The following is a 23,037-nucleotide window of genomic DNA, read 5'->3' on the forward strand; positions in this document are numbered from 1 at the left end:
TTTTTAGCTTTTTTCTTGGTTTTTAGGTGTTTCGACCGAAAAACTCTCAACAGGATGCACTAAAGCAAGCTTTAACACCTCGTCAATCCAAGTAACTGGGTGAATATCCAAGCCTGCCAGTACGTTTTCTGGGATCTCTTTTAAGTCACGTTCGTTAATTTTTGGAATGATGACTGTTTTAATTCCACCACGATGCGCTGCCAATAATTTCTCTTTTAAGCCACCAATAGGAAGTACTTCACCACGTAGCGTAATTTCACCGGTCATTGCAACATCTGCGCGTACAGGATTACCTGTTAAACTAGATACAAGACCCGTTACCATTGCTGCGCCCGCACTTGGACCATCTTTTGGTGTAGCGCCCTCAGGTACGTGTACGTGAATGTCACGTTTTTCGTAAAAGTCGCTATTAATACGAAATGTATCTGCACGATTACGTACTACCGTCATTGCCGCTTGAATCGACTCTTGCATTACATCGCCCAGTGAACCGGTATAAGTTAACTTGCCTTTACCTGGTACAGCTGCACATTCGATTGTTAGCAAATCACCGCCAACTTCTGTCCATGCTAAGCCTGTAACTTGACCAATGCGGTCGCCATCTTCAGCTTTACCATAGTCAAAGCGTTGTACACCTAAAAAGTCTTCTAGGTTATCTTGATTGATAGTTACTGTTTTAGTGTCTTTTTCAATTAAGATATTTTTAACTGCTTTACGGCATAATTTTGAAATTTCGCGCTCTAAATTACGTACACCCGCTTCACGCGTGTAATAACGAATAATGCCAATAATTGCACTATCATCAATTACAATCTCATGCTCTTTTAAGCCATTGCGCTTAACTTGCTTGGTGATTAAGTGTTCTTTTGCAATGTTTAGCTTTTCATCTTCGGTGTAACCCGATAAGCGAATAACTTCCATACGATCCAATAGTGGACCAGGAATATTAAAGCTATTTGATGTAGCTACAAACATAACATCAGATAAATCGTAATCAACTTCAAGGTAGTGATCTGCAAAGTGACTGTTTTGCTCAGGATCCAGTACTTCTAAAAGTGCTGATGCTGGGTCGCCACGCATGTCTGATGACATTTTGTCGATTTCATCTAACAAGAACAATGGATTTTTAACGCCCACTTTAGTCATGTTTTGAATTAGCTTACCTGGCATAGAACCGATGTAAGTACGACGATGGCCACGAATTTCAGCTTCGTCGCGTACGCCGCCGAGCGCCATACGAATATATTTACGACCAGTAGAACGCGCAATAGATTGACCTAATGACGTTTTACCTACACCTGGTGGGCCCACTAAACACAAAATTGGCCCTTTAAGCTTATTAGTACGCTGTTGTACCGCGAGGTACTCTAAAATGCGTTCTTTAACTTTATCTAAGCCATGGTGATCGCTATCAAGAATTTTTTGCGCGCCTGCTAAGTCTTTCTTCACTTTAGAGCGTTTTTTCCACGGCACATTTATTAACGTGTCGATATATGAGCGCACTACGGTAGCTTCTGCAGACATTGGCGACATCATTTTAAGCTTATTAAGCTCTGTGGTCGCTTTTTCTTGTGCTTCTGTTGGCATACCTGATTCTTCGATGCGCTTTTTAAGTGCTTCAAATTCGTCAGGTACATCGTCAAGCTCACCAAGCTCTTTTTGAATGGCTTTCATTTGCTCGTTGAGGTAATACTCGCGTTGAGATTTTTCCATCTGCTTTTTAACGCGGGTACGAATTTTCTTCTCAACTTGTAATAAGTCTATTTCGCCTTCCATTAATGCCATTAAATATTCAAGACGTTCTGTCACGCTTGAAATTTCTAGCACTTTTTGCTTTTCAGGTACTTTTAATGGCATGTGTGCAGCCATTGTATCGGCTAAGCGCGCAGGCTCATCGATACCTGAAACTGAAGTTAGTACCTCAGGTGGAATTTTTTTATTAAGCTTTACATAGCCTTCAAACTGGCTAATCGCGCTGCGAATAAATACATCTTGCTCTTGCTCATCAATTAAATCAGATTCAATAAATTGAGCATTAGCAACAAAGAAGTCATCGTTATCAACAAAGTCTTCAATTTGCGCGCGCTGTGTACCTTCCACTAAAACTTTTACTGTACCGTCTGGTAATTTTAATAACTGAAGTACAGTGGCAATAGTCCCGATACGATAAATATCATCTTGTTCTGGTTCATCTACAGTTGCATCTTTTTGTGCAACCAAGAAAATTTGTTTGTCTTTGTCCATTGCCGCTTCTAGGCATTTTATTGATTTTTCACGGCCTACAAAAAGCGGGATCACCATGTGCGGGTATACCACAACATCGCGCAGTGCTAGGACTGGGATTTCGACTCGGTCGGTTCTCTCAAGCGTCATTATAGTTTCTCTTCGCACTTCATTTATTTTAAAGATTACTCAAGTATATGGGGATAACCTAATTAAAGTTCAACAATTTTCCCTTACTCGATTAAATTAATTATAAAAAAAGGAGCCTAAGGCTCCTTTTTTCATTCAAATAGCTTAAAAACTATTCTGATGCGGCTTTATCTTGTTTATTATTTTCATAAATCAAGATTGGGTCTGACTCACCTTTAATAACGGTTTCATCAATAACCACTTTGCTTACGTCATCCATTGAAGGAAGCTCGTACATAGTATCAAGCAATACACCTTCAACGATTGAACGAAGACCACGTGCACCTGTTTTACGCTCCATTGCTTTGTGTGCAATTGCAGCTAAGGCATCATCGCGGAACTCAAGTTCAACGTCTTCCATACCAAACAATACTGAAAACTGTTTAGTAATCGCGTTTTTAGGCTCACTCAATATTTGCACAAGAGCAGCTTCGTCAAGTTCTGTTAACGTAGCAACTACCGGCAAACGACCTATAAACTCAGGAATTAAGCCATATTTAACTAAATCTTCTGGCTCTACGTCTTTAAATGTTTCACTTAAAGAACGGCTCGCCGCAGATTCTTTTACGCTAACGCCAAAACCGATACCGGTATTTTTATGGCTGCGTTGCTCAATTACTTTATCTAAGCCTGAAAATGCACCACCACAAATAAACAAGATTTTAGATGTATCTACTTGTAAAAACTCTTGTTGTGGATGTTTACGACCACCTTGCGGTGGAACCGAAGCAACGGTGCCTTCAATCAGTTTAAGTAGCGCCTGTTGAACGCCCTCGCCCGATACATCGCGTGTAATTGACGGGTTATCTGATTTACGAGAAATTTTGTCAATTTCATCAATGTAGACAATACCGCGTTGCGCTTTTTCAACATCGTAATCGCACTTTTGTAAAAGCTTTTGAATGATGTTTTCAACATCTTCACCTACATAACCTGCTTCGGTTAATGTAGTAGCATCGGCCATAGTAAACGGCACATCAAGTAGACGCGCTAACGTTTCTGCAAGTAATGTTTTACCACTACCTGTTGGACCGATAAGCAAAATATTACTTTTACTTAATTCAATGTCTTGCTTAGTCGATTGATTGCGCAGGCGCTTGTAATGGTTGTATACCGCTACAGACAATACTTTTTTAGCATGGTCTTGACCAATAACGTAATCGTCTAAGTGTTTACGAATTTCTTTTGGTACAGGTAGTTTGTCAGACGTATCATGCTTAGGAGCAATGTCTTTGATCTCTTCCCTGATAATATCGTTACACAACTCTACACATTCATCACAAACGTATACTGAAGGGCCTGCAATTAATTTACGCACTTCATGTTGGCTTTTGCCACAAAAAGAGCAGTATAACAATTTATTACTTTTGTCGCCGTCTGTAGGAGTGTCAGACATTCAGCTACCTCATTTTATTACGTTGGCCACCAAAACTGTTGGCGGCTATTTCAATACGCTTTAACTATACCAAAATTTATTAGTTTTCGCATAGTAACTCAAAGTGGCAAACAGGCAATCCTGCTCACCAAGCGCTTACTTTTTGTCGCGATTTGTAAACACAGAGTCTACCAAGCCATAATCTACAGCTTGCGAAGCACTCATGAAGTTATCACGATCTGTGTCTTTAGAGATAATATCTAATGGTTGACCTGTATGCTCAGACATCAAGCGATTAAGCTTATCTTTAATAGACAGAATTTCTTTAGCGTGTATTTCAAAGTCAGATGCTTGACCTTGGAAACCACCTAATGGTTGGTGAATCATCACACGTGAGTTTGGTAGGCAAAAACGCTTACCTTTAGCGCCAGCAGTAAGTAAAAAAGCCCCCATGCTTGCAGCTTGACCAACACATATTGTACTTACATCTGGTTTGATGAAGTTCATTGTGTCGTAAATAGCCATACCCGCAGTTACTGAACCACCTGGTGAGTTGATGTATAAAAAGATATCTTTATCAGGATTTTCTGATTCTAAAAATAGCATTTGCGCTAAAATCAGATTTGCCATGTTGTCTTCAACTTGACCTGTTAAAAAGATAATACGCTCTTTTAATAATCTCGAATAAATATCATACGAGCGCTCGCCTTTCGGTGTTTGTTCAACAACCATTGGGACCAATGCATTTAGGGGATCTGTAATACCAGTATTCATACTTATTTAATTCCTTATGCGCTTATACTTATCCTTATTATAAGGAAGCATAGTTATCGTTTTTCGCAAATTTAAAGCCAAAAACTAAAATGGCCCGGGCACGCTGTATAAACAGAGTAGCACGAGCCATTTAATCGTTAGCGAGAGCTTAAGTCAATGACTTATTAAGCGCCTTGCTGTGGATTCATGATGTCATCAAATGCTTTTTCAACGTCAGTTACAGTTGCCTTAGCTAAAATAGCTTCAACAGCTTGCTCTTCCATTGCTACATTACGCATTTGCTGCATAAGTTGATCATTACCTTTGTAGTATTCTACTACTTCAGTTGGATCTTCGTATGCAGAAGCTACCGTTGCGATTAATGCTTCAACTTTAGCGTCGTCAACTTTAATCTCGTTAGCTTTAATCACTTCACCTAATAAAAGGCCAGTTTTAACACGTGTCACAGCTTGCTCGTGGAACAATTCAGCTGGAAGCTCTGGCATGTTTTGAGCGTCGCCGCCAAAACGTTGAGCTGCTTGCTGACGTAGAGCATCAACTTCTTGATCAACAAGTGCTTTAGGCACTTCGATCTCGTTGTTAGCTAAAAGACCTTTGATTGCTTGGTCTTTAACGCTTGCTTTAACCGCTTGGTCTAGCTCACGTGTCATGTTCTTTTTAACTTCTTCTTTAAGCGCGTCTACGCCGCCTTCGGTAACACCGAATTTAGTTGCAAACTCTTCGCTTAATTCTGGTAATTCTTGCGCTTCAACTTTTTTCACTGTGATAGTGAATTGAGCCGCTTTACCTTTTAAGTTTTCAGCGTGGTAATCATCAGGGAAAGTTACATCAGCAACTACTTCTTCGCCTGCTTTTTTACCTACGATGTTATCTTCAAAACCTGGGATCATACGACCTTGGCCAAGTTCTAATGGGAAGTCTTCAGCTTTGCCGCCTTCAAATACTTCACCGTCGATAGTACCTACGAAATCAACTGTTACACGGTCGTTTTCGCCAGCAGCTGTATCAACATCAGCCCACGCTGCGTGTTGCTTACGAAGTGTTTCTAGCATGTTAGCTAAATCTTCGTCAGTTACTGTTACCGCTGGTTTTTCAACAGTAATTTTGTCTAAACCTTGAACTTCAACTTCAGGGTAAACTTCAAACGTTGCTGAGAATTCTAAATCTTTACCTGCTTCAAGTGATTTAGGTGCGAATGTAGGCGCGCCAGCTGGATTGATTTTTTCAGAAACGATTGCTTCAATGTAATTACGTTGCATTACTTCGCCAGCAACTTCTTGACGAACTGCAGGGCCAAAGCGCTTGTTAATTACAGATACTGGAACTTTACCAGCACGGAAACCATCTATACGCTGTGTTTTTGACAGTTGTTGTAGGCGTTTTTTTACTTCGGTCTCAACGTTCTCTGAAGGAACGGTGATAGTTATACGGCGCTCAAGGCCTTGGGTCGTCTCAACAGAAACTTGCATGATTTACCTCAATATTCAATTTTGGCGACTGTTCGCCTTCCTTTACAAACAAAGTGATCTGCATGAGTCTTGATAAAGTTTAAGCGGTTTTTCACACTTAAAAGCATCCGTCGCTACCATGAGATACCATTGCTGCTTTGCCCTTCGGGCACTATGTTAAACAATAGACGCGGCATTATAACCTAATATTTATGATAGTCGAGTATAGGGGGCAATTATTTGGACTAGATAAGGGACTATAGAGGCTAACTGAATAAAAAACAGGCTAACTGAGCATTGAATAGAATAATGTACAAATTATTTAATAAAATTATAGGTTAACGAATTTAGATTTATAACTTAGAGGAGTTTACTTATTATTCTTATTAGATAAGAAAATGGTCGGCGATGCAGGATTTGAACCTGCGACCCCTTGGACCCAAACCAAGTGCGCTACCAAACTGCGCTAATCGCCGACATTGAAGAATTAACTTCTTTTTTCATACTGAACACTTAAACTGAGAGTTTAAGACCATTTTAAGAAAATGGTCGGCGATGCAGGATTTGAACCTGCGACCCCTTGGACCCAAACCAAGTGCGCTACCAAACTGCGCTAATCGCCGATATTCGTTGTAAATGGGGTGACTGATGGGGCTCGAACCCACGACAACCGGAATCACAATCCGGGGCTCTACCAACTGAGCTACAATCACCGCTATATTTACATGTTTTCAAATGGTGCACCCAGAAGGATTCGAACCTTCGACCCACGCCTTAGAAGGGCGTTGCTCTATCCAGCTGAGCTATGGGCGCATCGAAAACTTCATAGTTTACCAATAAGCTATTCGATTATAATAAATTATAAAAATGGTCGGCGATGCAGGATTTGAACCTGCGACCCCTTGGACCCAAACCAAGTGCGCTACCAAACTGCGCTAATCGCCGAAACTTATTATTGTTAGCGAGTGACCTCGTTGACAACGGGGTGCATAATAGTGATTTGACGGGGTTAGGTCAAACGTTTTTTTAATAAAACCAATCAAGTGCTCATTTTTAGTGCACAATGGTTAAATATTACAATAGTAGGCTGAAATTTAGACTATTTAATAACTCAAATGTTATATACATTAAAAGCAACTTGGCGCTGCTATGCTTTTCTGCGAAAATAGTAAGCACATTATAAAACGAGTTAAATAAAGAGTATGTTTTCTTTATTAGCATTTTTACCCCTATTTTATTATGCATTCGTTTTTAGAGTATCGGTATCTAGTAAATTAACCCCAATTAAAGGTCACCCATGACGGCAAACATCATTGATGGTAAGGCAATCGCAAAACAAGTACGTAGCGCTGTAGCAGAACGCGTAAGTGAACGTGTAGCAAATGGTTTACGTGCACCAGGACTTGCAGTAGTACTTGTAGGACTTGATCCAGCAAGCCAAGTTTATGTTGGTTCAAAACGCAAAGCCTGTGAAGAAGTAGGCTTTATCTCTAAATCATTTGATTTACCAGCAGACACACAAGAGCAAACTCTTTTAGATTTAATTGACGAGCTAAATAATGATGCCGAAGTTGATGGAATTTTAGTGCAGTTACCACTGCCAAAAGGTCTTGATGCTGAAAAGATTTTAGAACGTATTACCCCACATAAAGATGTTGATGGATTTCATCCATATAACATTGGTCGATTAGCACAGCGTATGCCTGCCCTTCGCCCATGTACGCCAAAAGGTATAATTACATTACTTGATTCAACGGGTGTACGTTATAAAGGGATGCATGCAGTGGTTGTTGGCGCATCAAACATTGTTGGTCGTCCTATGTCGCTAGAGCTTTTATTAGCCGGTTGTACTACCACAGTGTGCCATAAGTTTACTCAAGATTTAGAAACACATGTTCGCCGCGCGGACTTACTCGTTGTGGCTGTAGGTAAACCTGAATTTATACCTGGAGATTGGATAAAAGAAGGCGCTATCGTTATCGATGTAGGCATTAACCGTTTAGATACGGGTAAATTAGTGGGTGATGTTCAATACAGTGTGGCTGAACAAAAAGCGCATTTTATTACACCTGTACCAGGTGGCGTTGGCCCGATGACGGTCGCTAGCTTGATTGAAAACACACTTGAAGCGTGTGAGAAATATCACAGCTAAGCGGTTAAAAAACTAAAAAAGGGTTGCCATTTGGCAACCCTTTTTTAGTTTAACGTGTATTATTTTAAACGCTTACGCTTTACGCCACGTTGTTTTACCGGCTGAATCTTCAAGTATTACACCTAATGCATTAAGCGCATCACGTGCTTCATCAGCAGCAGCCCAGTTTTTACTCGCACGTGCTTCATTACGTTTTACAATTAATGCTTCAATTGTCGCAACTTCATCGTCATCTTGCCCGCCTTGTAAAAAAGCTTCTGGTGCTTGTTGAGCAACCCCTAGCACTTCACCAAGGCTGCGCAGTATAAACGCTAATTTGCCAGCTTGACCTCCATCAGTGTCTTTCACGCGGTTTAATTCTTTAGCAAGTTCGAACAACACAGGTAGTGCTTCTGGTGTATTAAAGTCGTCATTCATTGCTTTTCTAAATTTAGCAACAAACTCATTACCTTCTAAATCGCACTCTACAGGCTCTACATCACGAAGCGCTGTATAAATGCGCTCAAGTGATGAACGCGCTTGGTCTAAATTTTCTTGTGAATAATTAAGTTGGCTGCGGTAATGACCTGAAATTAAAAAGTAACGAACAGATTCAGGATCGTATGCTTTTAAAACTTCACGCACTGTAAAGAAGTTATCTAACGACTTAGACATTTTTTCTTTGTTTACTTGAACCATGCCAGTATGTATCCATGTATTTACATACTGGCCGTTGTTTGCACAGCACGATTGGGCAATTTCGTTTTCATGATGTGGAAACTGTAAATCAGACCCCCCACCGTGAATATCAAAATGCTCACCTAAGTGCTTTGAGCTCATTGCCGAACATTCAATATGCCAACCCGGACGCCCTTCACCCCACGGTGATGACCATGATGGTTCACCTGCTTTTGCTTTTTTCCATAACACAAAATCAAGTGGATCGTCTTTATCTTGCGCCACTTCAACGCGAGAACCTGATTGCAACATAGTTAAATCTTGCTGAGAAAGTGCACCGTATTGCTCAAACGTTGATACATCAAACAATACATCGCCGTCGGCAGCAACATAAGCATGACCCTTTTCAATCAAACGTTTAACCATAACGATAATTTCGTCCATATGGCTTGTAACTGTTGGCTCTACGTCAGGTCGCAGCATGTTTAAGCTATCAAAATCTTCATGCATTGCTTTAGTCATGCGCACAGTTAAGTCGTTTATTGACTCGCCATTTTCGTTCGCACGTTTAATTATTTTATCGTCGATATCTGTAATGTTACGCACATATTTTAAATCGTAACCAATATGACGTAAGTAGCGCACAATAACGTCAAAACCAACAAAAGTACGTGCGTGTCCAATATGACAGTAATCATAAATGGTGATACCACACACATACATGTCGATTTTTCCTTCGACCATAGGTTTAAACTGCTCTTTTTGTCGCGTGAGTGTGTTGTATATATTTACCATTTACTTTGAGTCCTTGACTATTTACTTGAACAGTTATGTTACCACTTGAAAAGCCCCCGCTCTAGCGCTTTATAACAAACCAAACATCTACTTTGTTAATCTTAGCCAACTACGATAAAATAGCGCCAATATTTAAACCGGATATAGGAAAACACATGGTTGTTCTACACACTAATTTTGGTGACATCACCATTAAAATGTTTGACAAAGAAGCTCCAAACACAGTTAAAAACTTTTTAGAGTATGCAAATGCTGATTTTTTCAACGGCACTATATTTCATCGTGTAATCGATGGTTTTATGGTTCAAGGCGGTGGTTTTGTTCCAGGTATGGAACAAAAAGACGTAAACGACCCAATTCAGAATGAAGCTAATAACGGCCTATCTAATAAAGTAGGTACTTTAGCAATGGCTCGTACACCTGATCCTCATTCAGCAACTGCACAGTTTTTCATTAACGTGAACAACAACGACTTTTTAAACCACAGCAGCGAAACATCGCAAGGTTGGGGTTACTGTGTTTTTGCTGAAGTAGTAGAAGGCATGGACGTAGTAAATAAGATTAAAGCAGTTGCAACAGGTAGTACTGGTTTTCACCAAGACGTACCTCTTGAAGATGTGATCATCGAAAGCGTTACTGTTAGCTAGTAACGTTTACTCATATTATGTGAGTATATAAGCGGGTGTATACTATGAGTATATGCCCGTTTTTTTAAAACTAGAATAGACTGACCTATGACTCGCCAAACTTACTTTATTGCAGATTTACACCTAAGCGAAAACCGCCCCGACATTAGCGCTGCATTTTTTGACTTTTTAAATACACATATATTAAATAAAGATGTAGATGCACTTTATATTTTGGGTGATTTTTTTGAAGTATGGGTTGGAGATGACTACATTACTGCACTGAGTGCCGATGTAGCAAAACATTTAAACGCCGTTAATGATGGTGGCACACCTGTTTATTTTATACATGGCAATCGTGATTTCATTATGCGCAAGCAATATGCCGACATGGCCGCAATGACATTACTTGATGAGCAAACAGTCATTGATTTATATGGCACGCCTACCGTTATTTTACATGGCGACGAAATGTGCACTCAAGACACTGAATATCAAAACTTTCGTAAAAAGAGCCGTGGTTGGTGGTGGCCAAAATTGATGCTTGCAATGCCGCTTTGGTATCGTAAAAAAATAGCGCGTAATGCCCGCGAAAAAAGTAAGTTAAGCCAAGCTGATAAAGCTATCGAAATTTTAGACGTTGTCGATGAGGCTGTACTTGCTACTTTTGCCAAACATAACGTTACGAATATGATTCATGGTCATACTCACCGCCCTAATGTTCATACGTATAAAGTTAATGAACAAACACTTACTCGCACAGTGCTAGGTGACTGGTATACCCAAGGCTCTTATTTAGTCGTTACCCCTCAATCACAAGAATTAATTAGCACGCCTTTCGCATAATTTAAAATTCTGACTATTATTTATCTATACATTTGAATAATAGTGAGAGGTTGAATGATTAAGCTGTTAATTTTCATCGTAGTAATTGCCATTCCTACACAAGTATTTAGCAAGCAAACATGGCAAATTGTTACTGAAAGCTATCCTCCCTATTTTAGCGAAAACCTACCCAACAATGGCTGGCTCTATGAAATAGCCGAATCAGCGCTTAAAACGCAAGGTATTAATAGCGAAGCAGAATTTACGACATGGGATCGCGCTTTAAAGCTATTAGAAAAAAACAGAAAAAACGCTATTTTAGGTGCTTTTTATTCATTAAAAAGAAATGAAGTTTTTTACTACTCTCGTCCACTTGCAGTTGCTCACTCAGGAGTTTTTAAACGGAAAGAAAGTACGATTAATTTCGATGGCAGCATTCAATCACTAATACCTTATAGTATTGGTAAAGAAGATAACGCCTTTGTAAGCCAAGAGTTTACTAGAAATAGGGAGCTGGCAATAACGTCGACTAAAAGCCTTCCTACAAGCTTATACCTGCTACAGCAAGGACGCATAGATTTAGTCGCGGGTACTAAAGAAGTTGGAAATTATTGGCTTGAGCACAGTAAAAAAAAAGATTCAGATAATAATAAAATTGAGTATTTATCGCCTGACTTGGCTTCTCACAAATTATATTTAGTTGTCTCAAAATCAAATTACAGAGCCAAAGAATACTTACAAAAATTTAATAGAGGGATTGATATAATAATTAAAAATGGAAGTATCGCTAAAATCATGAAAAAACATAATTTCAGCAATCAGAAAATAGCAGAATACATTAATTTTTTAAAAGAAAATGAGGGCATTTAAACAGTGGGAACACCGCTGTGAAATTTAAAATCAGTATCGGTTGTAGAAATTAGCTCTTTTTCTTTTTCACCAAAAAAGTTTACGCGATCGGTAATATCAAAATCAGCAATTTCTTGCGCTAAAGTTAAATAATCTTGGTAATGACGCGCTTCTGAACGTAACAACGAAATATAAAAATCACCTAAACGTTTGTCAACATGCGGTGCAAGCTTTGCAAAACGCTCACACGAACGCGCCTCAATGTAAGCGCCTACTATTAGCTTATCAACTAATGCATCGGGCTCAAACGTTTTAACATGACGAAGCATGCCTTTTGCGTAACGACATGGTGTAATACTTTGATACTCAACACCATACTCGTCCATAATTTCGAGCACTTGATAAAAATGATGCAATTCTTCTTTTATCAATAGAACCATCTTATCGATTAGACCTTGCCCGTATGGAGAACTCGATTTAGGAATTATTGATTTAGTTAACTTATTTTTAGCAGCCAGATCGCGCCAATTTCCTTCTCGTTTATAAATAAGCGTTTCAAATGGTTTTAGCCATTCGAGTAATGCATCACTACCCTCTTTATCTACCGCATATTTACGTATTAAAAACATCGCACTTTGAGCTGCTTTTAATTCACAAATTAGGTGATCTATTAAAATGACTGATAAGTTTTCTTTCTTAATTGCTTGCTCCACCCATTGCTCTGGAGTGGTACACAATAAAAAGTTATTAATCGGCTCTAAAAGTTGGCTATGTGGCACGTTGACTGCTCATTACTAAATAAATTTGATAGACCACTATTTTAACACGAAATTTTGCTTGGGATAAATCAAAGCCCTGATCTGCGCCTAAATGTTAATATCGAGTTAACTTGACTTTGCAAAATAAGTGAACCATAACTGTACATAGACTGTATAAAAATAAACCAACCAAAACAATAATACGTTCCTTTTATGGAGTAAGTACCATGATACTAAATCACCTCTGGGGCATTTATGCTCACCCACTTGAAGAATGGCAAACAATAGATAATCGCCATGAAAGTTTAACTTATAGTTTGTCGCATATTTTACTGATTGCTTTATTTCCTTCAATAATGGGCTACTACTCATCTGTTTATTTAGGATGGAGTATTGGCGCAGGCGATCCCGTATTTTTAACGCACGATAGTGCGCTGCTAATTGCAGGCGCGATGTATTTTGCTTTAATAGCGGGTGTTTTTGCATTGGCGTATTTAGCCCATTGGATGGCGGTTACATTTGGTTCTAAACCTACATTTACACAAACACTTGAACTTGCAGCATATACTGCAACACCCGTGTTTATGTCGGCACTCGCCGCTTTTTGGCCTGTACTTTGGTTTGTAGTGTGTATTGGAATTATTGCACTGGCTTACTCGGTCTATTTACTCTACACCGGCGTACCAATACTTATGCATATTCCCCAAGAGCGTGGCTTTATTTACGCCAGCTCGGTAGTAACGTGTGGATTAATATTACTGGTTATTATTTTAGCTGTAACAGCGATGCTTTGGACAAATGGAATTGTAAGCCCCATGTTTACTTAATCAAGAGCCGTGTTTGATAGAAATGTTCCCTTTCTTTCCTTCGCAAAAAAGGAGCTAATTAGCTCCTTTTTTTATGTTTAATGATTTTTACTAATAACCATTAATCAGCTTCGTTTTCGTCTTGGTTGTGTATTTCTAAACCTGAAGACATTGCACTTTCGCGGGTGCTTTTTGCTGAATCGTTACGTAGCTTATCAATACGGTTTAAATAGTTTTGATCAATATCGCCAGTAATATATTGGCCATCAAATACTGAAGTTTCAAACTTAGTAATTTCAGGGTTTTCTTGGCTAACCGCAGCAATTAAATCTTTTAACGATTGAAAGATTAAACCGTCAGAACCAATACTTGCATTAATATCTTCTACTTCACGTCCGTGAGCAATAAGCTCAGCCGCTGAAGGCATATCAATACCGTACACATTAGGGAAGCGTATTTCAGGTGCTGCTGATGCAAAGTAAACGTTTTTAGCGCCAGACTCTCGGGCCATTTCAACAATTTGTGCTGATGTTGTGCCACGAACAATTGAGTCATCAACCAATAATACGTTTTTACCCTTAAACTCGCGGTCAATTGCGTTTAGCTTTTGACGCACTGATTTTTTACGCATCTCTTGGCCAGGCATAATAAACGTACGACCAATATAACGGTTTTTAACAAACCCTTGGCGATACGGTAAATCAAGTACGCGTGCAATTTCCAGTGCTACATCACATGACGTTTCTGGGATTGGGATAACTACATCAATGTCTTTATCAGCCCATTCGCGTGCAATTTTTTCACCTAGTTTAGTCCCCATGTTTACGCGTGTTGCATAAACAGACATACGGTCGATAGTTGAATCAGGTCGAGCAAAATAAACAAATTCAAAAATACACGGTGAATAAGATACTTTCTCTGCACAACTAAGTGAATGGAATTCACCATCTTCAGTTACATATATTGCTTCGCCAGGTGCTACATCGCGAATAAACTCAAACCCATCCGGTTTTAACGCAACGCTTTCTGAGGCAAACATGTACTCAGTACCTTTCTCGGTTTCGCGTTTGCCAAATACAAGTGGGCGAATACCATTCGGGTCGCGAAAAGCAACAATACCGTGGCCAATAATCATTGCAATGGTTGCATAGCCACCGCTTACTTTATTATTTACTTCGGTTACTGCTGTAAAAATATCTTCTGGGTCTAAATGCAACTTATCAGATTTACTTAATTCATGAGCCATGATATTAAGTAAAATTTCAGAATCTGATGTTGTATTTACATGACGACGGGCTTCTGAAAACAACTGCTCTTTTAACTCTTCTGCATTAGTAAGGTTGCCATTATGGGCAAGCGCTATACCAAACGGTGAGTTAACATAAAAAGGTTGTGCTTCAGACGAGCTTGAAGATCCTGCGGTAGGATAACGCACATGGCCAAGACCAATTGTACCTTGTAGTCGTTTCATATGACGAGTGTGAAAGGCATCTTTCACAAGGCCATTTGCTTTGCGTAAGCTAAACGTATTATTCTCAATGGTAATGATACCCGCGGCATCTTGACCACGGTGCTGCAAAACAGTTAAGCCATCATAAATCGCCTGATTAACAGGGGATGTTCCGACTATTCCAACGATACCACACATGTAATTTATCCTCGCCGATTAACGGTTTACTGAATTTAAAAAGCTCGAGTTGTTTTCTAGGTACGAAAAGAACCATTCAACTACAAAGCCAAATTCTGGAATCAAAATAGAATTGCCCCACCAGTGCGTATTGGGTGCACCAGTAAAAGCATCAAGAAAGAAGAGTAACGCGCTCACGACCAACACGCCTCGTAGAGCACCAAACACTATGCCAAAAACACGGTCGGTACCCGATAAACCAGTACGATGTACAAGTTCACCTAAAATATAGTTTAGTAAACCGCCTAACAGTAGCGTCGCAAAGAATAATATGGCTATGGCCGCCGCATTTCTTAAAAGGGGTTCAGAAATGGTTGTTAGGAAGGAAGCTAAATATTGGTAAAATAAGCTAGAGATGATAAAGGCGCCAGCCCATACCGCTAATGACATTGCTTCTTTAACAAAGCCGCGTATTAAACCGATGATGGTAGACAATACAATGATGCCAATAATGGCGTAATCAACCCAGATCATAAGAACCAATTAGTCGCTAATTTGGGGCGCATTCTATACCCAAACATCGTTAGTATGCAAGTTTAAGCGGGAGATAACTGCCATGTAATTAATACAATTATTTAACATATAAAAATACTAATAAACGGCGGCAAAATATAATTAATAGACAGGTAATAAAAACTAAAAAGCCCCGCTTGGCGAGGCTTTTTCGAATGCTTGCTGAATATTTAAAACTAATACTACTAAAAGCTAAAGATAAGCTTCTTATTAAAAGCGCTAATTACTTAGCTACTTCATACTGAGTTACTTTACCGTTTAACTTAGTAAGCTCTTTAAGTTCTGGCAGTTTTTTTTGTAATTCATTTTTATTCAAAGATGGGCCAACAAAAACCTTAGTTAATGTACCATTAGGTGTTTTAATCGGTTTGGTAAACGTCTTAAAGCCCTTGGCTTTTAATTTAGCTTGCAATGCTTTTACGTTTGCAGCATGTGAAAAGCTACCCAGTTGCACAACATAAGCCATGCTCGTTAAGTTTTCATCACTTTTACGCGGTGCAATAGGTTTTGGTTTAGCTTTAACAGGTGCTTTAACAATGGGTGCTACTTTGGGCTCTATTGTTGCTTCAACAACTTTATCCTCTAGGGCGTAATCACTCTCGTCCATTGCATTTTGCTGTTCATACGCTTCATCGTCAGCCTGAATATCTTCAATTTCATCTTGCTTTAACGGCTCAGCATTAGCCATATTTTCATCAATTGACTCTTGGAGATCGATTGTTTTGAACTCAGGGCGATCTGGAATCGCTTTAAAGCCTTCTTTATAATGCACTTTTTCGCCATCGAGTATATTAGGAATAAACACAATTGCTGCGATCACTACTATACTTGTTCCGACTAAGCGATTAATAAAACTTGAGTTCACCGACATCCTCTCTATTTTTTAAAGTAATTAATAGCGTCAGCCACTGTAAAAAACGAACCAAATACAATCAACATAGTATCACTTTGTTGTTTTGGTAAAATTACACTTAGTGCTTGTGCCACGCTATCATAGCTATTAACAGTATTATGATGAGATATACCCTGCAGCGCATTTTGTAAATTACTTGCAGTGTCGGCTCGTGGGCCACTCAAACTTGCTAATGACCACTCATCGACCAGATGACTTATTTCTTTAAGTACACCCGCTTTATCTTTATCAGCAAGCATAGCGGCTAATGCATGAATTTTAAAGCCTTTATCTTTATAGCTTGATAACTTATTGGCTAAATAACGCGCTGACTCAGGGTTATGCGCCACATCAGTAAATACTAAAGGCTCGCTACTTAACTGCTGAAACCGCCCTTCTACAACTAAATTAGCTAGGCAGCTTCTTATTATTTGTTCGCTAGGTAGTAAGTTTAAAACACTTAGCGCAGTTAACGCAGTGGCTGCATTTTGACACGGTATTGCTGGCTTATCTATTTCTAGACTATGTTCTTTATATTGCCAATTAAAGCTCTCAGCATTTTCTTTAAAAATAAAGTCACTGCCCGACAACGTCATATTGGCATTAATTTTTGTGCCGTAATCAGTCATTGTATGAGGAATATTTAAATCACCAATAATAGCTGGCGTGTTTTCACGAAAAATACCTGCTTTATCATAAGCCACCAGCTCACGTGTATCACCTAAGTACTCTTTATGGTCTAAATCGATAGTAGTAATCACGCTTGCATAAGGAGTGACTATATTTGTAGCGTCAAAACGCCCGCCTAGGCCAACCTCTAGCAATACATAATCGACGCTGCAGCGTTTAAAAATTGCCAACGCACCCAAAGTACCATATTCAAAATAAGTCAGAGGAGTGTCTTTGCGGCCTTGCTCGAGCTGGTGAAAAGCATCTATATGAAATTGGTCTGCCAGTTCTTCGCCATTAACTCGTACACGCTCGTTATAACGAATTAAATGAGGAGATGCATAAGTACCCACGCTAAAACCTTGCGCTAGCAATAGCGACTCTAAGCAACGTGCAGTGGTACCCTTACCGTTTGTACCGGCAATAAGAATAATTTTACTTGGCGTGTTTAAAAGGCCAATATTGCTGGCAACATTAGCAACGCGTTCTAAGCCCATTGCAATGTTAGCTGGGTGAACACTTTCTAAATAAAAAAGCCAATCATCAAGGCTTGATGATTGGCTAGGTATTTTTTTTGTCATAGCGTGTAATCAGTAAAGCTGAAATTTACGCTACTCTATGCTCTTGTTCCGTAGAAGGCAAGTTCATAAATTTAGCTAAAATGCGTGCAAGAGTATCGCGCATTTCACGACGGTCAATAATCATGTCAATTGCGCCGTGTTCTAGCAAAAATTCACTACGCTGAAAACCTTCAGGTAATGTTTCGCGAACAGTTTGCTCAATAACACGAGGACCCGCAAAACCAATTAACGCTTTAGGTTCAGCAACGTTAATATCACCCAGCATAGCAAGTGATGCAGATACACCCCCCATTGTTGGGTCGGTCATTACTGAAATAAATGGAAGACCTTTTTCAGTCATTTTTGCAAGCGCAGCACTTGTTTTAGCCATTTGCATAAGCGACATAAGCGCTTCTTGCATACGTGCTCCGCCAGATGCAGAAAAACAAATAAGCGGCATGTTATGCTCTAAACATTGATCAACAGCATCAACAAAGCGAGCGCCAACAACAGAAGCCATTGAACCACCCATAAATGAGAACTCAAATGCTACCGCTGCAACTGGAATACCTTTTAATCGGCCTTTCATAGCGACAAGTGCATCTTTTTCACCGCTTGCTTTTTGCGCTGCACTGATACGGTCAGAGTACTTTTTAGAATCTTTAAACTTAAGAATGTCTTTAGGCTCATGTTGTGTACCAAGCTCTAGACGATCGCCTTCATCTAAAAAGTGCTCTAGGCGCTTACGGCCACTAACACGCATGTGGTGGTCACACTTAGGACATACGTTTAATGACTTTTCTAATTCAGCTTTATATAAAATTGAATCACACGATGTACACTTAGCCCAAACACCTTCTGGGATTTCTTTACGACCTGATGATTTTGTCGTTTTAGGTAAGATTTTTTCTAGCCAACTCATTTGCAACTCTCTTAATACTGTTCTGTGTCGCGAGCCTGCTAATAGCAATTAGCAGATAAATTTTTTCAATTAAAACATGAATTACACTAACGCGGTATAAAAAACTGGTCTTAGTAGTTAAAAGTGCTCATAAAAAGTACTAACACAACCCTAATTAAACATCTATATCAGGCAAAAACAAAGGCCCTAATGGTGTTTGAGGAATATTAAATTGCTCAGGGTAGTCAACATCCACTAAATATAAACCAGCCGCTTTAGCTGTAGCACTGGCTTTTGCGCGTTCTTTACAATCAAGTAGCTCTTTTATCCATATAGGTTGTTGTTTATGTAAACCAACATCCATTAAGCTGCCTGTGATATTACGTACCATGTGATGTAAAAACGCATTCGCTTTAATATCAATAATAACGTAAGTACCTTGGCGCTGTACCGACAAATGATGAATTGTTCTTGTCGGTGTATTCGCTTGGCAATGTATCGCTCTAAAAGAGGTGAAATCGTGTTTACCTATTAAGTACTGACACGCCTCTTGCATCTTTGTTTCATCAAGATGATGATGAAAATGCGTAACACCCTCGTTTAATACCGCACCTCGTAGAGGTGAGTTATAAATAACATAGCGATAACGACGAGCTGTAGCACTAAAACGGGCATGAAAGTCATCAGCAACAGGTTGGGCAAAGCGAATAGCAATATCTTTAGGCATTAACGTATTCATACCGAGTGTAAATGCGACCATATCGCGATCGGCTTGCGTTTCAAAGTGTATTACTTGGCCTGTGCCGTGCACACCCGCATCTGTACGCCCTGCACATACAACTTCAACAGGATGATTACAAATACGCGACAACGCTTTTTCTACTTCTTGCTGTACGCTATTTACATGTGATTGACGCTGCCAACCACTATAACGTGCGCCGTTGTATTCAACTCCAAGTGCTACTCGCATAATTACCATTTTACCTACTGTGCTAATGAACGAGGCATTTTATGCTATCTAAGGATGCAATAAAAGGAGGCGTATCATAATCAAACCAATACACATAAAAAAACCCCGTATTTCGCTTAGCCAAATACGGGGTTTTATAAATATTTAAATTATTTTAGTTTAGCTTTTAAGCTAAGTGCTTCCTCTTGAACTTCTTCAGGGCCTTTGTTAATAACATCCTCAATAACCTTGAGCGCAGAATCAAAATCATCGATTTCAATATAAGCACGCGCTAAATCGAGTTTAGCTGAGTAGCCACCACTTTCAGCATCAACATCCGTTGGATTATCACCAGCAAGTAATGCATCAAACTCACTTAAGCCCACATCCATATTAACGTCGGTGTAAGGTTCGTGTTCAAGTTCAGCGTCGTCACTTTCTTCTAATAATGAATCAATATCTACAAATTCGTCATTATCAAGTTGCTCAACATCACTACCTTCAACAAGTGACTCTTTTGTAGTTAATGAATCATCTGCCTCTAAGTCTTCTTTTAATAGGCTATCAAAATCAACATCAAATTCACTGCTGTCATCAACATTTAGTTCTTCAGGCTCTGCTAACTCACTAAGTAATGAATCAAAATCAGTTTGCGTCAGATTTGACATAAACTCTTCATCAAGCTCATCATCAGAGCTAATATCATTACTACCCACTTCATCTAAGCTTGTTAACTGTACTTCACGCTCTGCATTTGTTTGCTCTTGCGATCCGTCTGATAACTCATCAGTTAGCGCTTGTTCTAAACTATCTTCGTCAAACTCAGCATCTAATTCAGAAAAATCATTTTCAATTAAAATTTCATCGTCAAAATCGTCTTCTAAGCTATCTTTAAAATTATCTAAACCAGCATCTGCCATAAGCGAATTTGCTAAATCTTGCTCAGCTTGACTAGAAGCTATTCCCGGTGCCTCACCATCTAAATCATCCCCTTGCAATTCTTCGGGGGTAAATGGCAGCTCACTTTCTAATGTTTCTTGAACTTCATCAAGGTTAAGAGGTTTAGTGTCCTCTTCTATACTTGGTGATTCAGCAGGTTCAATCTCATCATTGATCTCTTGAAGTAAATCATCATTAAGCAACTCATCTTCAGTTTCTAATTCAGAGAAGTCATTATCAATTAATAGTTCATCATCAAAATCATCTTCTAAACTATCTTTAAAATTATCTAAACCAGCATCTGCCATAAGCGAATTTGCTAAATCTTGCTCAGCTTGACTAGAAGCTATTCCCGGTGCCTCGCCATCTAAGTCATCCCCTTGTAATTCTTCAGGGGTAAATGGCAACTCACCTTCTAATGTTTCTTGAACTTCATCAAGGTTAAGAGGTTTAGTGTCCTCTTTTAAACTTGGTGATTCCGCAGATTCAATCTCATCATTAATATCTTGAAGTAAATCATCATTAAGCAACTCATCTTCAGTTTCTAATTCAGAGAAGTCATTATCAATTAATAGTTCATCATCAAAATCATCTTCTAAACTATCTAAATCACCTTCTGCCATAAGCGCATTGGCGAGATCTTTCTCTGTTTGACTAAGTGCTACTGCATTTTCATCACCCGATGCATCGTCTTTAAGCTCTTGTGGCTCAAACGAAGGCTCATCCTCTAATAATGATTGAGCATCGTCTAATTCAAGTTCAGGGTATTCATCTAACTCTTCACTTGGCGTTACAAGTTCGCTATCAAGCTGCTTTTCAGTTTCAGTAAGCTCTGAGTTATCGTCGCCCGCTAGCGGATCGTCACCAAGGTCAACTTCTATTTCTTCAATATCATCATCAAGTTCATCTAAAGACCAATCAGGTGTTTCTATATAGTCATCATCTGTAGCTTGTTGTAGCTCATTAAGAAGCTCATCAACACTCTTTAACGTATCATCTGTATATTCTTCAAGGGCATCTTCAGGATCTAAAAGCGTTTCTGATGTATCTGAAAAATCATCAATCGATACATCTACAAGTTCAGGCTCATCGTCAAGCTCAGGCTCTTTTTCAAGCTCTGGCTCTTCTTCAAGTCCTGGCTCTTCTTCTAGCTCTGGCTCTTCTACAAGTTCTGGCTCTTCTTCAAGCTCTAGCTCTTCTTCAAGCTCTGGCTCTTCTTCAAGCTCAGGCTCTTCTTCAAGCTCAGGCTCTTCTTCAAGTTCTGGCTCTTCTTCAAGCTCTGGCTCTTCTGCAAGCTCTGGCTCTTCTGCAAGCTCAGGCTCTTCTTCAAGTTCAGGCTCTTCTACAAGTTCTGGCTCTTCTTCAAGCTCTGGCTCTTCTGCAAGCTCAGGCTCTTCTGCAAGTTCAGGCTCTTCTTCAAGCTCAGGCTCTTCTTCAAGTTCAGGCTCTTCTACAAGTTCTGGCTCTTCTTCAAGCTCTGGCTCTTCATTTAAAGATGAAGCGAGCGACTCAATATCATCAATATTTAACTCTTCTTGAGCATCTGCTAAATCCTCAACAGAATCTGCCAGAGCACTATCAATTTCTGAATTTCTTACATCTGAATTTTTTAATTGATCATCAATCAAGCTGTCTATGTCGTCTAAATCGAAGTCGTCAGTTTCATCTACAAGCTCGTCTTCATCGAGTAACTCACCATCTAATGAGTCTTCAATCACATCGCTTTTTGACTCATTCGCGTCATCAATTAAGCTATCTATATCGTCTAAATCGAAGTCATCGGTTTCTTCAACTAATGAGTTATCTGCAGTATCAACCGCTGCCTCATCAATTAAGCTGTCTATGTCGTCTAAATCAAAGTCGTCGCTTTCCTCAACTAATGAGTTATCTGCAGTATCCACCACGGCTTCATCAATTAAGCTATCTATATCGTCTAAATCAAAGTCGTCAGTTTCATCTACAAGCTCATCTTCAACCACATCAGCTTTTGATTCATCAATTAGGCTATCTATATCGTCTAAATCAAAGTCGTCGCTTTCATCTACAAGCTCATCCTCAACCACATCAGCTTTTGATTCATCAATTAGGCTATCTATATCGTCTAAATCAAAGTCGTCGCTTTCATCTACAAGCTCATCTTCATCAAGCAACTCACTTTCTAATGAATTTTCAACCACATCAGCTTTTGGTTCATTCGCTTCATCAATTAGGCTATCTATATCGTCTAAGTCAAAGTCATCACCTGTATCCGGTTCAGCTGAAGAGTCATTAGGAGTATCTAACTTAGTTGATGTTTGATCTAATAATTCATCTATATCAAAATCATCATCCGCTGCAAGCTCTTCACTTAATGCCGCCATTTCATCATGGGATTCTAAGCTATCATCTTCTAAAGCTTCGTTTGTTTGCACTGCATCAAACTCAGGTAGACTGTCATCTTCATCAAACAG

General features: G+C 39.3%; 18 protein-coding genes and 5 tRNA genes. 5 read left to right on the forward strand and 18 right to left on the reverse strand.

Annotated elements, in window-relative coordinates; all coding sequences use genetic code 11:
• Nucleotides 1-3: 3 nt before the first annotated feature.
• From lon to I6F49_RS04175, 9 genes are all read right to left on the reverse strand, one after another.
• Nucleotides 4-2,373: an endopeptidase La gene (gene lon / locus I6F49_RS04135; RefSeq protein ID WP_197160126.1), complete on the reverse strand. Its 2,370-nt coding sequence runs from the start codon at nucleotides 2,371-2,373 to the stop codon at nucleotides 4-6.
• A 151-nt stretch (nucleotides 2,374-2,524) separates the two neighbouring features.
• Nucleotides 2,525-3,808, reverse strand: coding sequence for an ATP-dependent protease ATP-binding subunit ClpX (gene clpX / locus I6F49_RS04140; protein WP_002958344.1), 1,284 nt, complete (start codon nucleotides 3,806-3,808; stop codon nucleotides 2,525-2,527).
• 135 nt (nucleotides 3,809-3,943) lie between these two features.
• Complete coding sequence (gene clpP / locus I6F49_RS04145; protein WP_166421485.1) at nucleotides 3,944-4,561, reverse strand: ATP-dependent Clp endopeptidase proteolytic subunit ClpP; 618 nt, start codon at nucleotides 4,559-4,561, stop codon at nucleotides 3,944-3,946.
• Nucleotides 4,562-4,725: 164 nt separating this feature from the next.
• Nucleotides 4,726-6,030 carry a trigger factor gene (gene tig / locus I6F49_RS04150; protein ID WP_197178601.1) on the reverse strand — a complete coding sequence of 435 codons (1,305 nt, stop codon included), beginning with the start codon at nucleotides 6,028-6,030 and terminating at the stop codon, nucleotides 4,726-4,728.
• A gap of 378 nt (nucleotides 6,031-6,408) precedes the next feature.
• Nucleotides 6,409-6,485, reverse strand: a tRNA-Pro gene (locus I6F49_RS04155).
• A gap of 70 nt (nucleotides 6,486-6,555) precedes the next feature.
• A tRNA-Pro gene (locus I6F49_RS04160) sits at nucleotides 6,556-6,632 on the reverse strand.
• Between the two features lie 14 nt (nucleotides 6,633-6,646).
• Nucleotides 6,647-6,722 (reverse strand) — tRNA-His (locus I6F49_RS04165).
• 23 nt (nucleotides 6,723-6,745) lie between these two features.
• A tRNA-Arg gene (locus I6F49_RS04170) sits at nucleotides 6,746-6,822 on the reverse strand.
• A gap of 55 nt (nucleotides 6,823-6,877) precedes the next feature.
• Nucleotides 6,878-6,954, reverse strand: a tRNA-Pro gene (locus I6F49_RS04175).
• Between the two features lie 352 nt (nucleotides 6,955-7,306).
• On the opposite strand from I6F49_RS04175, the gene folD reads away from it, so the two are divergent.
• Nucleotides 7,307-8,161: a bifunctional methylenetetrahydrofolate dehydrogenase/methenyltetrahydrofolate cyclohydrolase FolD gene (gene folD / locus I6F49_RS04180; protein ID WP_002958348.1), complete on the forward strand. Its 855-nt coding sequence runs from the start codon at nucleotides 7,307-7,309 to the stop codon at nucleotides 8,159-8,161.
• 72 nt (nucleotides 8,162-8,233) lie between these two features.
• Here folD and cysS read toward each other — a convergent pair whose 3' ends face one another.
• On the reverse strand, nucleotides 8,234-9,613 hold the full coding sequence (cysS, locus tag I6F49_RS04185) for a cysteine--tRNA ligase (protein ID WP_197178604.1): 1,380 nt from the start codon (nucleotides 9,611-9,613) through the stop codon (nucleotides 8,234-8,236).
• A 155-nt stretch (nucleotides 9,614-9,768) separates the two neighbouring features.
• Here cysS and I6F49_RS04190 point away from each other — a divergent pair, with 155 nt between their 5' ends.
• The 3 genes from I6F49_RS04190 (at nucleotide 9,769) to I6F49_RS04200 (ending at nucleotide 11,934) form a co-directional block, all read left to right on the forward strand.
• Nucleotides 9,769-10,260: a peptidylprolyl isomerase gene (locus I6F49_RS04190; protein ID WP_197178606.1), complete on the forward strand. Its 492-nt coding sequence runs from the start codon at nucleotides 9,769-9,771 to the stop codon at nucleotides 10,258-10,260.
• An 87-nt stretch (nucleotides 10,261-10,347) separates the two neighbouring features.
• Complete coding sequence (locus I6F49_RS04195; protein ID WP_197178608.1) at nucleotides 10,348-11,085, forward strand: UDP-2,3-diacylglucosamine diphosphatase; 738 nt, start codon at nucleotides 10,348-10,350, stop codon at nucleotides 11,083-11,085.
• Between the two features lie 54 nt (nucleotides 11,086-11,139).
• The gene (locus I6F49_RS04200) at nucleotides 11,140-11,934 is read left to right on the forward strand and encodes a substrate-binding periplasmic protein (RefSeq protein WP_197178610.1); all 795 of its coding nucleotides are present in this window, start codon (nucleotides 11,140-11,142) and stop codon (nucleotides 11,932-11,934) included.
• Here I6F49_RS04200 and miaE read toward each other — a convergent pair.
• The gene (gene miaE, locus I6F49_RS04205) at nucleotides 11,931-12,692 is read right to left on the reverse strand and encodes a tRNA isopentenyl-2-thiomethyl-A-37 hydroxylase MiaE (RefSeq protein WP_010553847.1); all 762 of its coding nucleotides are present in this window, start codon (nucleotides 12,690-12,692) and stop codon (nucleotides 11,931-11,933) included. The genes I6F49_RS04200 and miaE overlap by 4 nt on opposite strands.
• Before the next feature lie 206 nt (nucleotides 12,693-12,898).
• Here miaE and I6F49_RS04210 point away from each other — a divergent pair, with 206 nt between their 5' ends.
• Nucleotides 12,899-13,498, forward strand: coding sequence for a Yip1 family protein (locus I6F49_RS04210; protein ID WP_149591818.1), 600 nt, complete (start codon nucleotides 12,899-12,901; stop codon nucleotides 13,496-13,498).
• Between the two features lie 100 nt (nucleotides 13,499-13,598).
• On the opposite strand, the gene purF is transcribed toward I6F49_RS04210, so the two are convergent.
• From purF to I6F49_RS20610, 7 genes are all read right to left on the reverse strand, one after another.
• The gene (purF, locus tag I6F49_RS04215; protein ID WP_166421492.1) at nucleotides 13,599-15,125 is read right to left on the reverse strand and encodes an amidophosphoribosyltransferase; all 1,527 of its coding nucleotides are present in this window, start codon (nucleotides 15,123-15,125) and stop codon (nucleotides 13,599-13,601) included.
• A gap of 18 nt (nucleotides 15,126-15,143) precedes the next feature.
• Nucleotides 15,144-15,638, reverse strand: a complete 495-nt coding sequence (locus tag I6F49_RS04220; RefSeq protein WP_002958356.1) for a CvpA family protein — start codon at nucleotides 15,636-15,638, stop codon at nucleotides 15,144-15,146.
• Nucleotides 15,639-15,900: 262 nt separating this feature from the next.
• Nucleotides 15,901-16,542, reverse strand: a complete 642-nt coding sequence (locus tag I6F49_RS04225) for an SPOR domain-containing protein (RefSeq protein ID WP_166421493.1) — start codon at nucleotides 16,540-16,542, stop codon at nucleotides 15,901-15,903.
• Nucleotides 16,543-16,553: 11 nt separating this feature from the next.
• Nucleotides 16,554-17,819, reverse strand: coding sequence for a bifunctional tetrahydrofolate synthase/dihydrofolate synthase (gene folC, locus I6F49_RS04230; protein WP_197178612.1), 1,266 nt, complete (start codon nucleotides 17,817-17,819; stop codon nucleotides 16,554-16,556).
• A 25-nt stretch (nucleotides 17,820-17,844) separates the two neighbouring features.
• Entirely contained in the window at nucleotides 17,845-18,720 is an 876-nt protein-coding gene (gene accD / locus I6F49_RS04235; RefSeq protein WP_149591815.1) for an acetyl-CoA carboxylase, carboxyltransferase subunit beta, read from the reverse strand.
• Nucleotides 18,721-18,874: 154 nt separating this feature from the next.
• A complete protein-coding gene (gene truA, locus I6F49_RS04240; protein WP_197178638.1) occupies nucleotides 18,875-19,669 on the reverse strand; it encodes a tRNA pseudouridine(38-40) synthase TruA in 795 nt (264 codons plus the stop codon).
• 149 nt (nucleotides 19,670-19,818) lie between these two features.
• Nucleotides 19,819-21,210 carry a FimV/HubP family polar landmark protein gene (locus I6F49_RS20610; protein WP_442961242.1) on the reverse strand — a complete coding sequence of 464 codons (1,392 nt, stop codon included), beginning with the start codon at nucleotides 21,208-21,210 and terminating at the stop codon, nucleotides 19,819-19,821.
• Nucleotides 21,211-23,037 lie beyond the last annotated feature (1,827 nt).

The sequence above is a fragment of the Pseudoalteromonas sp. SWN166 genome, assembly GCF_015864485.1.
Taxonomy (GTDB): Bacteria; Pseudomonadota; Gammaproteobacteria; order Enterobacterales; family Alteromonadaceae; genus Pseudoalteromonas.

What these genes read in the sequence shown, in the direction of transcription:
- truA (WP_197178638.1), bottom strand. Translation starts at nt 19,669, where the DNA reads ATGCGAGTAGCACTTGGAGTTGAATACAACGGCGCACGTTATAGTGGT.
- I6F49_RS04220 (WP_002958356.1), bottom strand. Translation starts at nt 15,638, where the DNA reads ATGATCTGGGTTGATTACGCCATTATTGGCATCATTGTATTGTCTACC.
- I6F49_RS04200 (WP_197178610.1), top strand. Translation starts at nt 11,140, where the DNA reads ATGATTAAGCTGTTAATTTTCATCGTAGTAATTGCCATTCCTACACAA.
- I6F49_RS04195 (WP_197178608.1), top strand. Translation starts at nt 10,348, where the DNA reads ATGACTCGCCAAACTTACTTTATTGCAGATTTACACCTAAGCGAAAAC.
- accD (WP_149591815.1), bottom strand. Translation starts at nt 18,720, where the DNA reads ATGAGTTGGCTAGAAAAAATCTTACCTAAAACGACAAAATCATCAGGT.
- cysS (WP_197178604.1), bottom strand. Translation starts at nt 9,613, where the DNA reads ATGGTAAATATATACAACACACTCACGCGACAAAAAGAGCAGTTTAAA.
- folC (WP_197178612.1), bottom strand. Translation starts at nt 17,819, where the DNA reads ATGACAAAAAAAATACCTAGCCAATCATCAAGCCTTGATGATTGGCTT.
- I6F49_RS04190 (WP_197178606.1), top strand. Translation starts at nt 9,769, where the DNA reads ATGGTTGTTCTACACACTAATTTTGGTGACATCACCATTAAAATGTTT.
- lon (WP_197160126.1), bottom strand. Translation starts at nt 2,373, where the DNA reads ATGACGCTTGAGAGAACCGACCGAGTCGAAATCCCAGTCCTAGCACTG.
- folD (WP_002958348.1), top strand. Translation starts at nt 7,307, where the DNA reads ATGACGGCAAACATCATTGATGGTAAGGCAATCGCAAAACAAGTACGT.
- clpP (WP_166421485.1), bottom strand. Translation starts at nt 4,561, where the DNA reads ATGAATACTGGTATTACAGATCCCCTAAATGCATTGGTCCCAATGGTT.
- I6F49_RS20610 (WP_442961242.1), bottom strand. Translation starts at nt 21,210, where the DNA reads ATGGCAGAAGGTGATTTAGATAGTTTAGAAGATGATTTTGATGATGAA.
- tig (WP_197178601.1), bottom strand. Translation starts at nt 6,030, where the DNA reads ATGCAAGTTTCTGTTGAGACGACCCAAGGCCTTGAGCGCCGTATAACT.
- purF (WP_166421492.1), bottom strand. Translation starts at nt 15,125, where the DNA reads ATGTGTGGTATCGTTGGAATAGTCGGAACATCCCCTGTTAATCAGGCG.
- I6F49_RS04210 (WP_149591818.1), top strand. Translation starts at nt 12,899, where the DNA reads ATGATACTAAATCACCTCTGGGGCATTTATGCTCACCCACTTGAAGAA.
- clpX (WP_002958344.1), bottom strand. Translation starts at nt 3,808, where the DNA reads ATGTCTGACACTCCTACAGACGGCGACAAAAGTAATAAATTGTTATAC.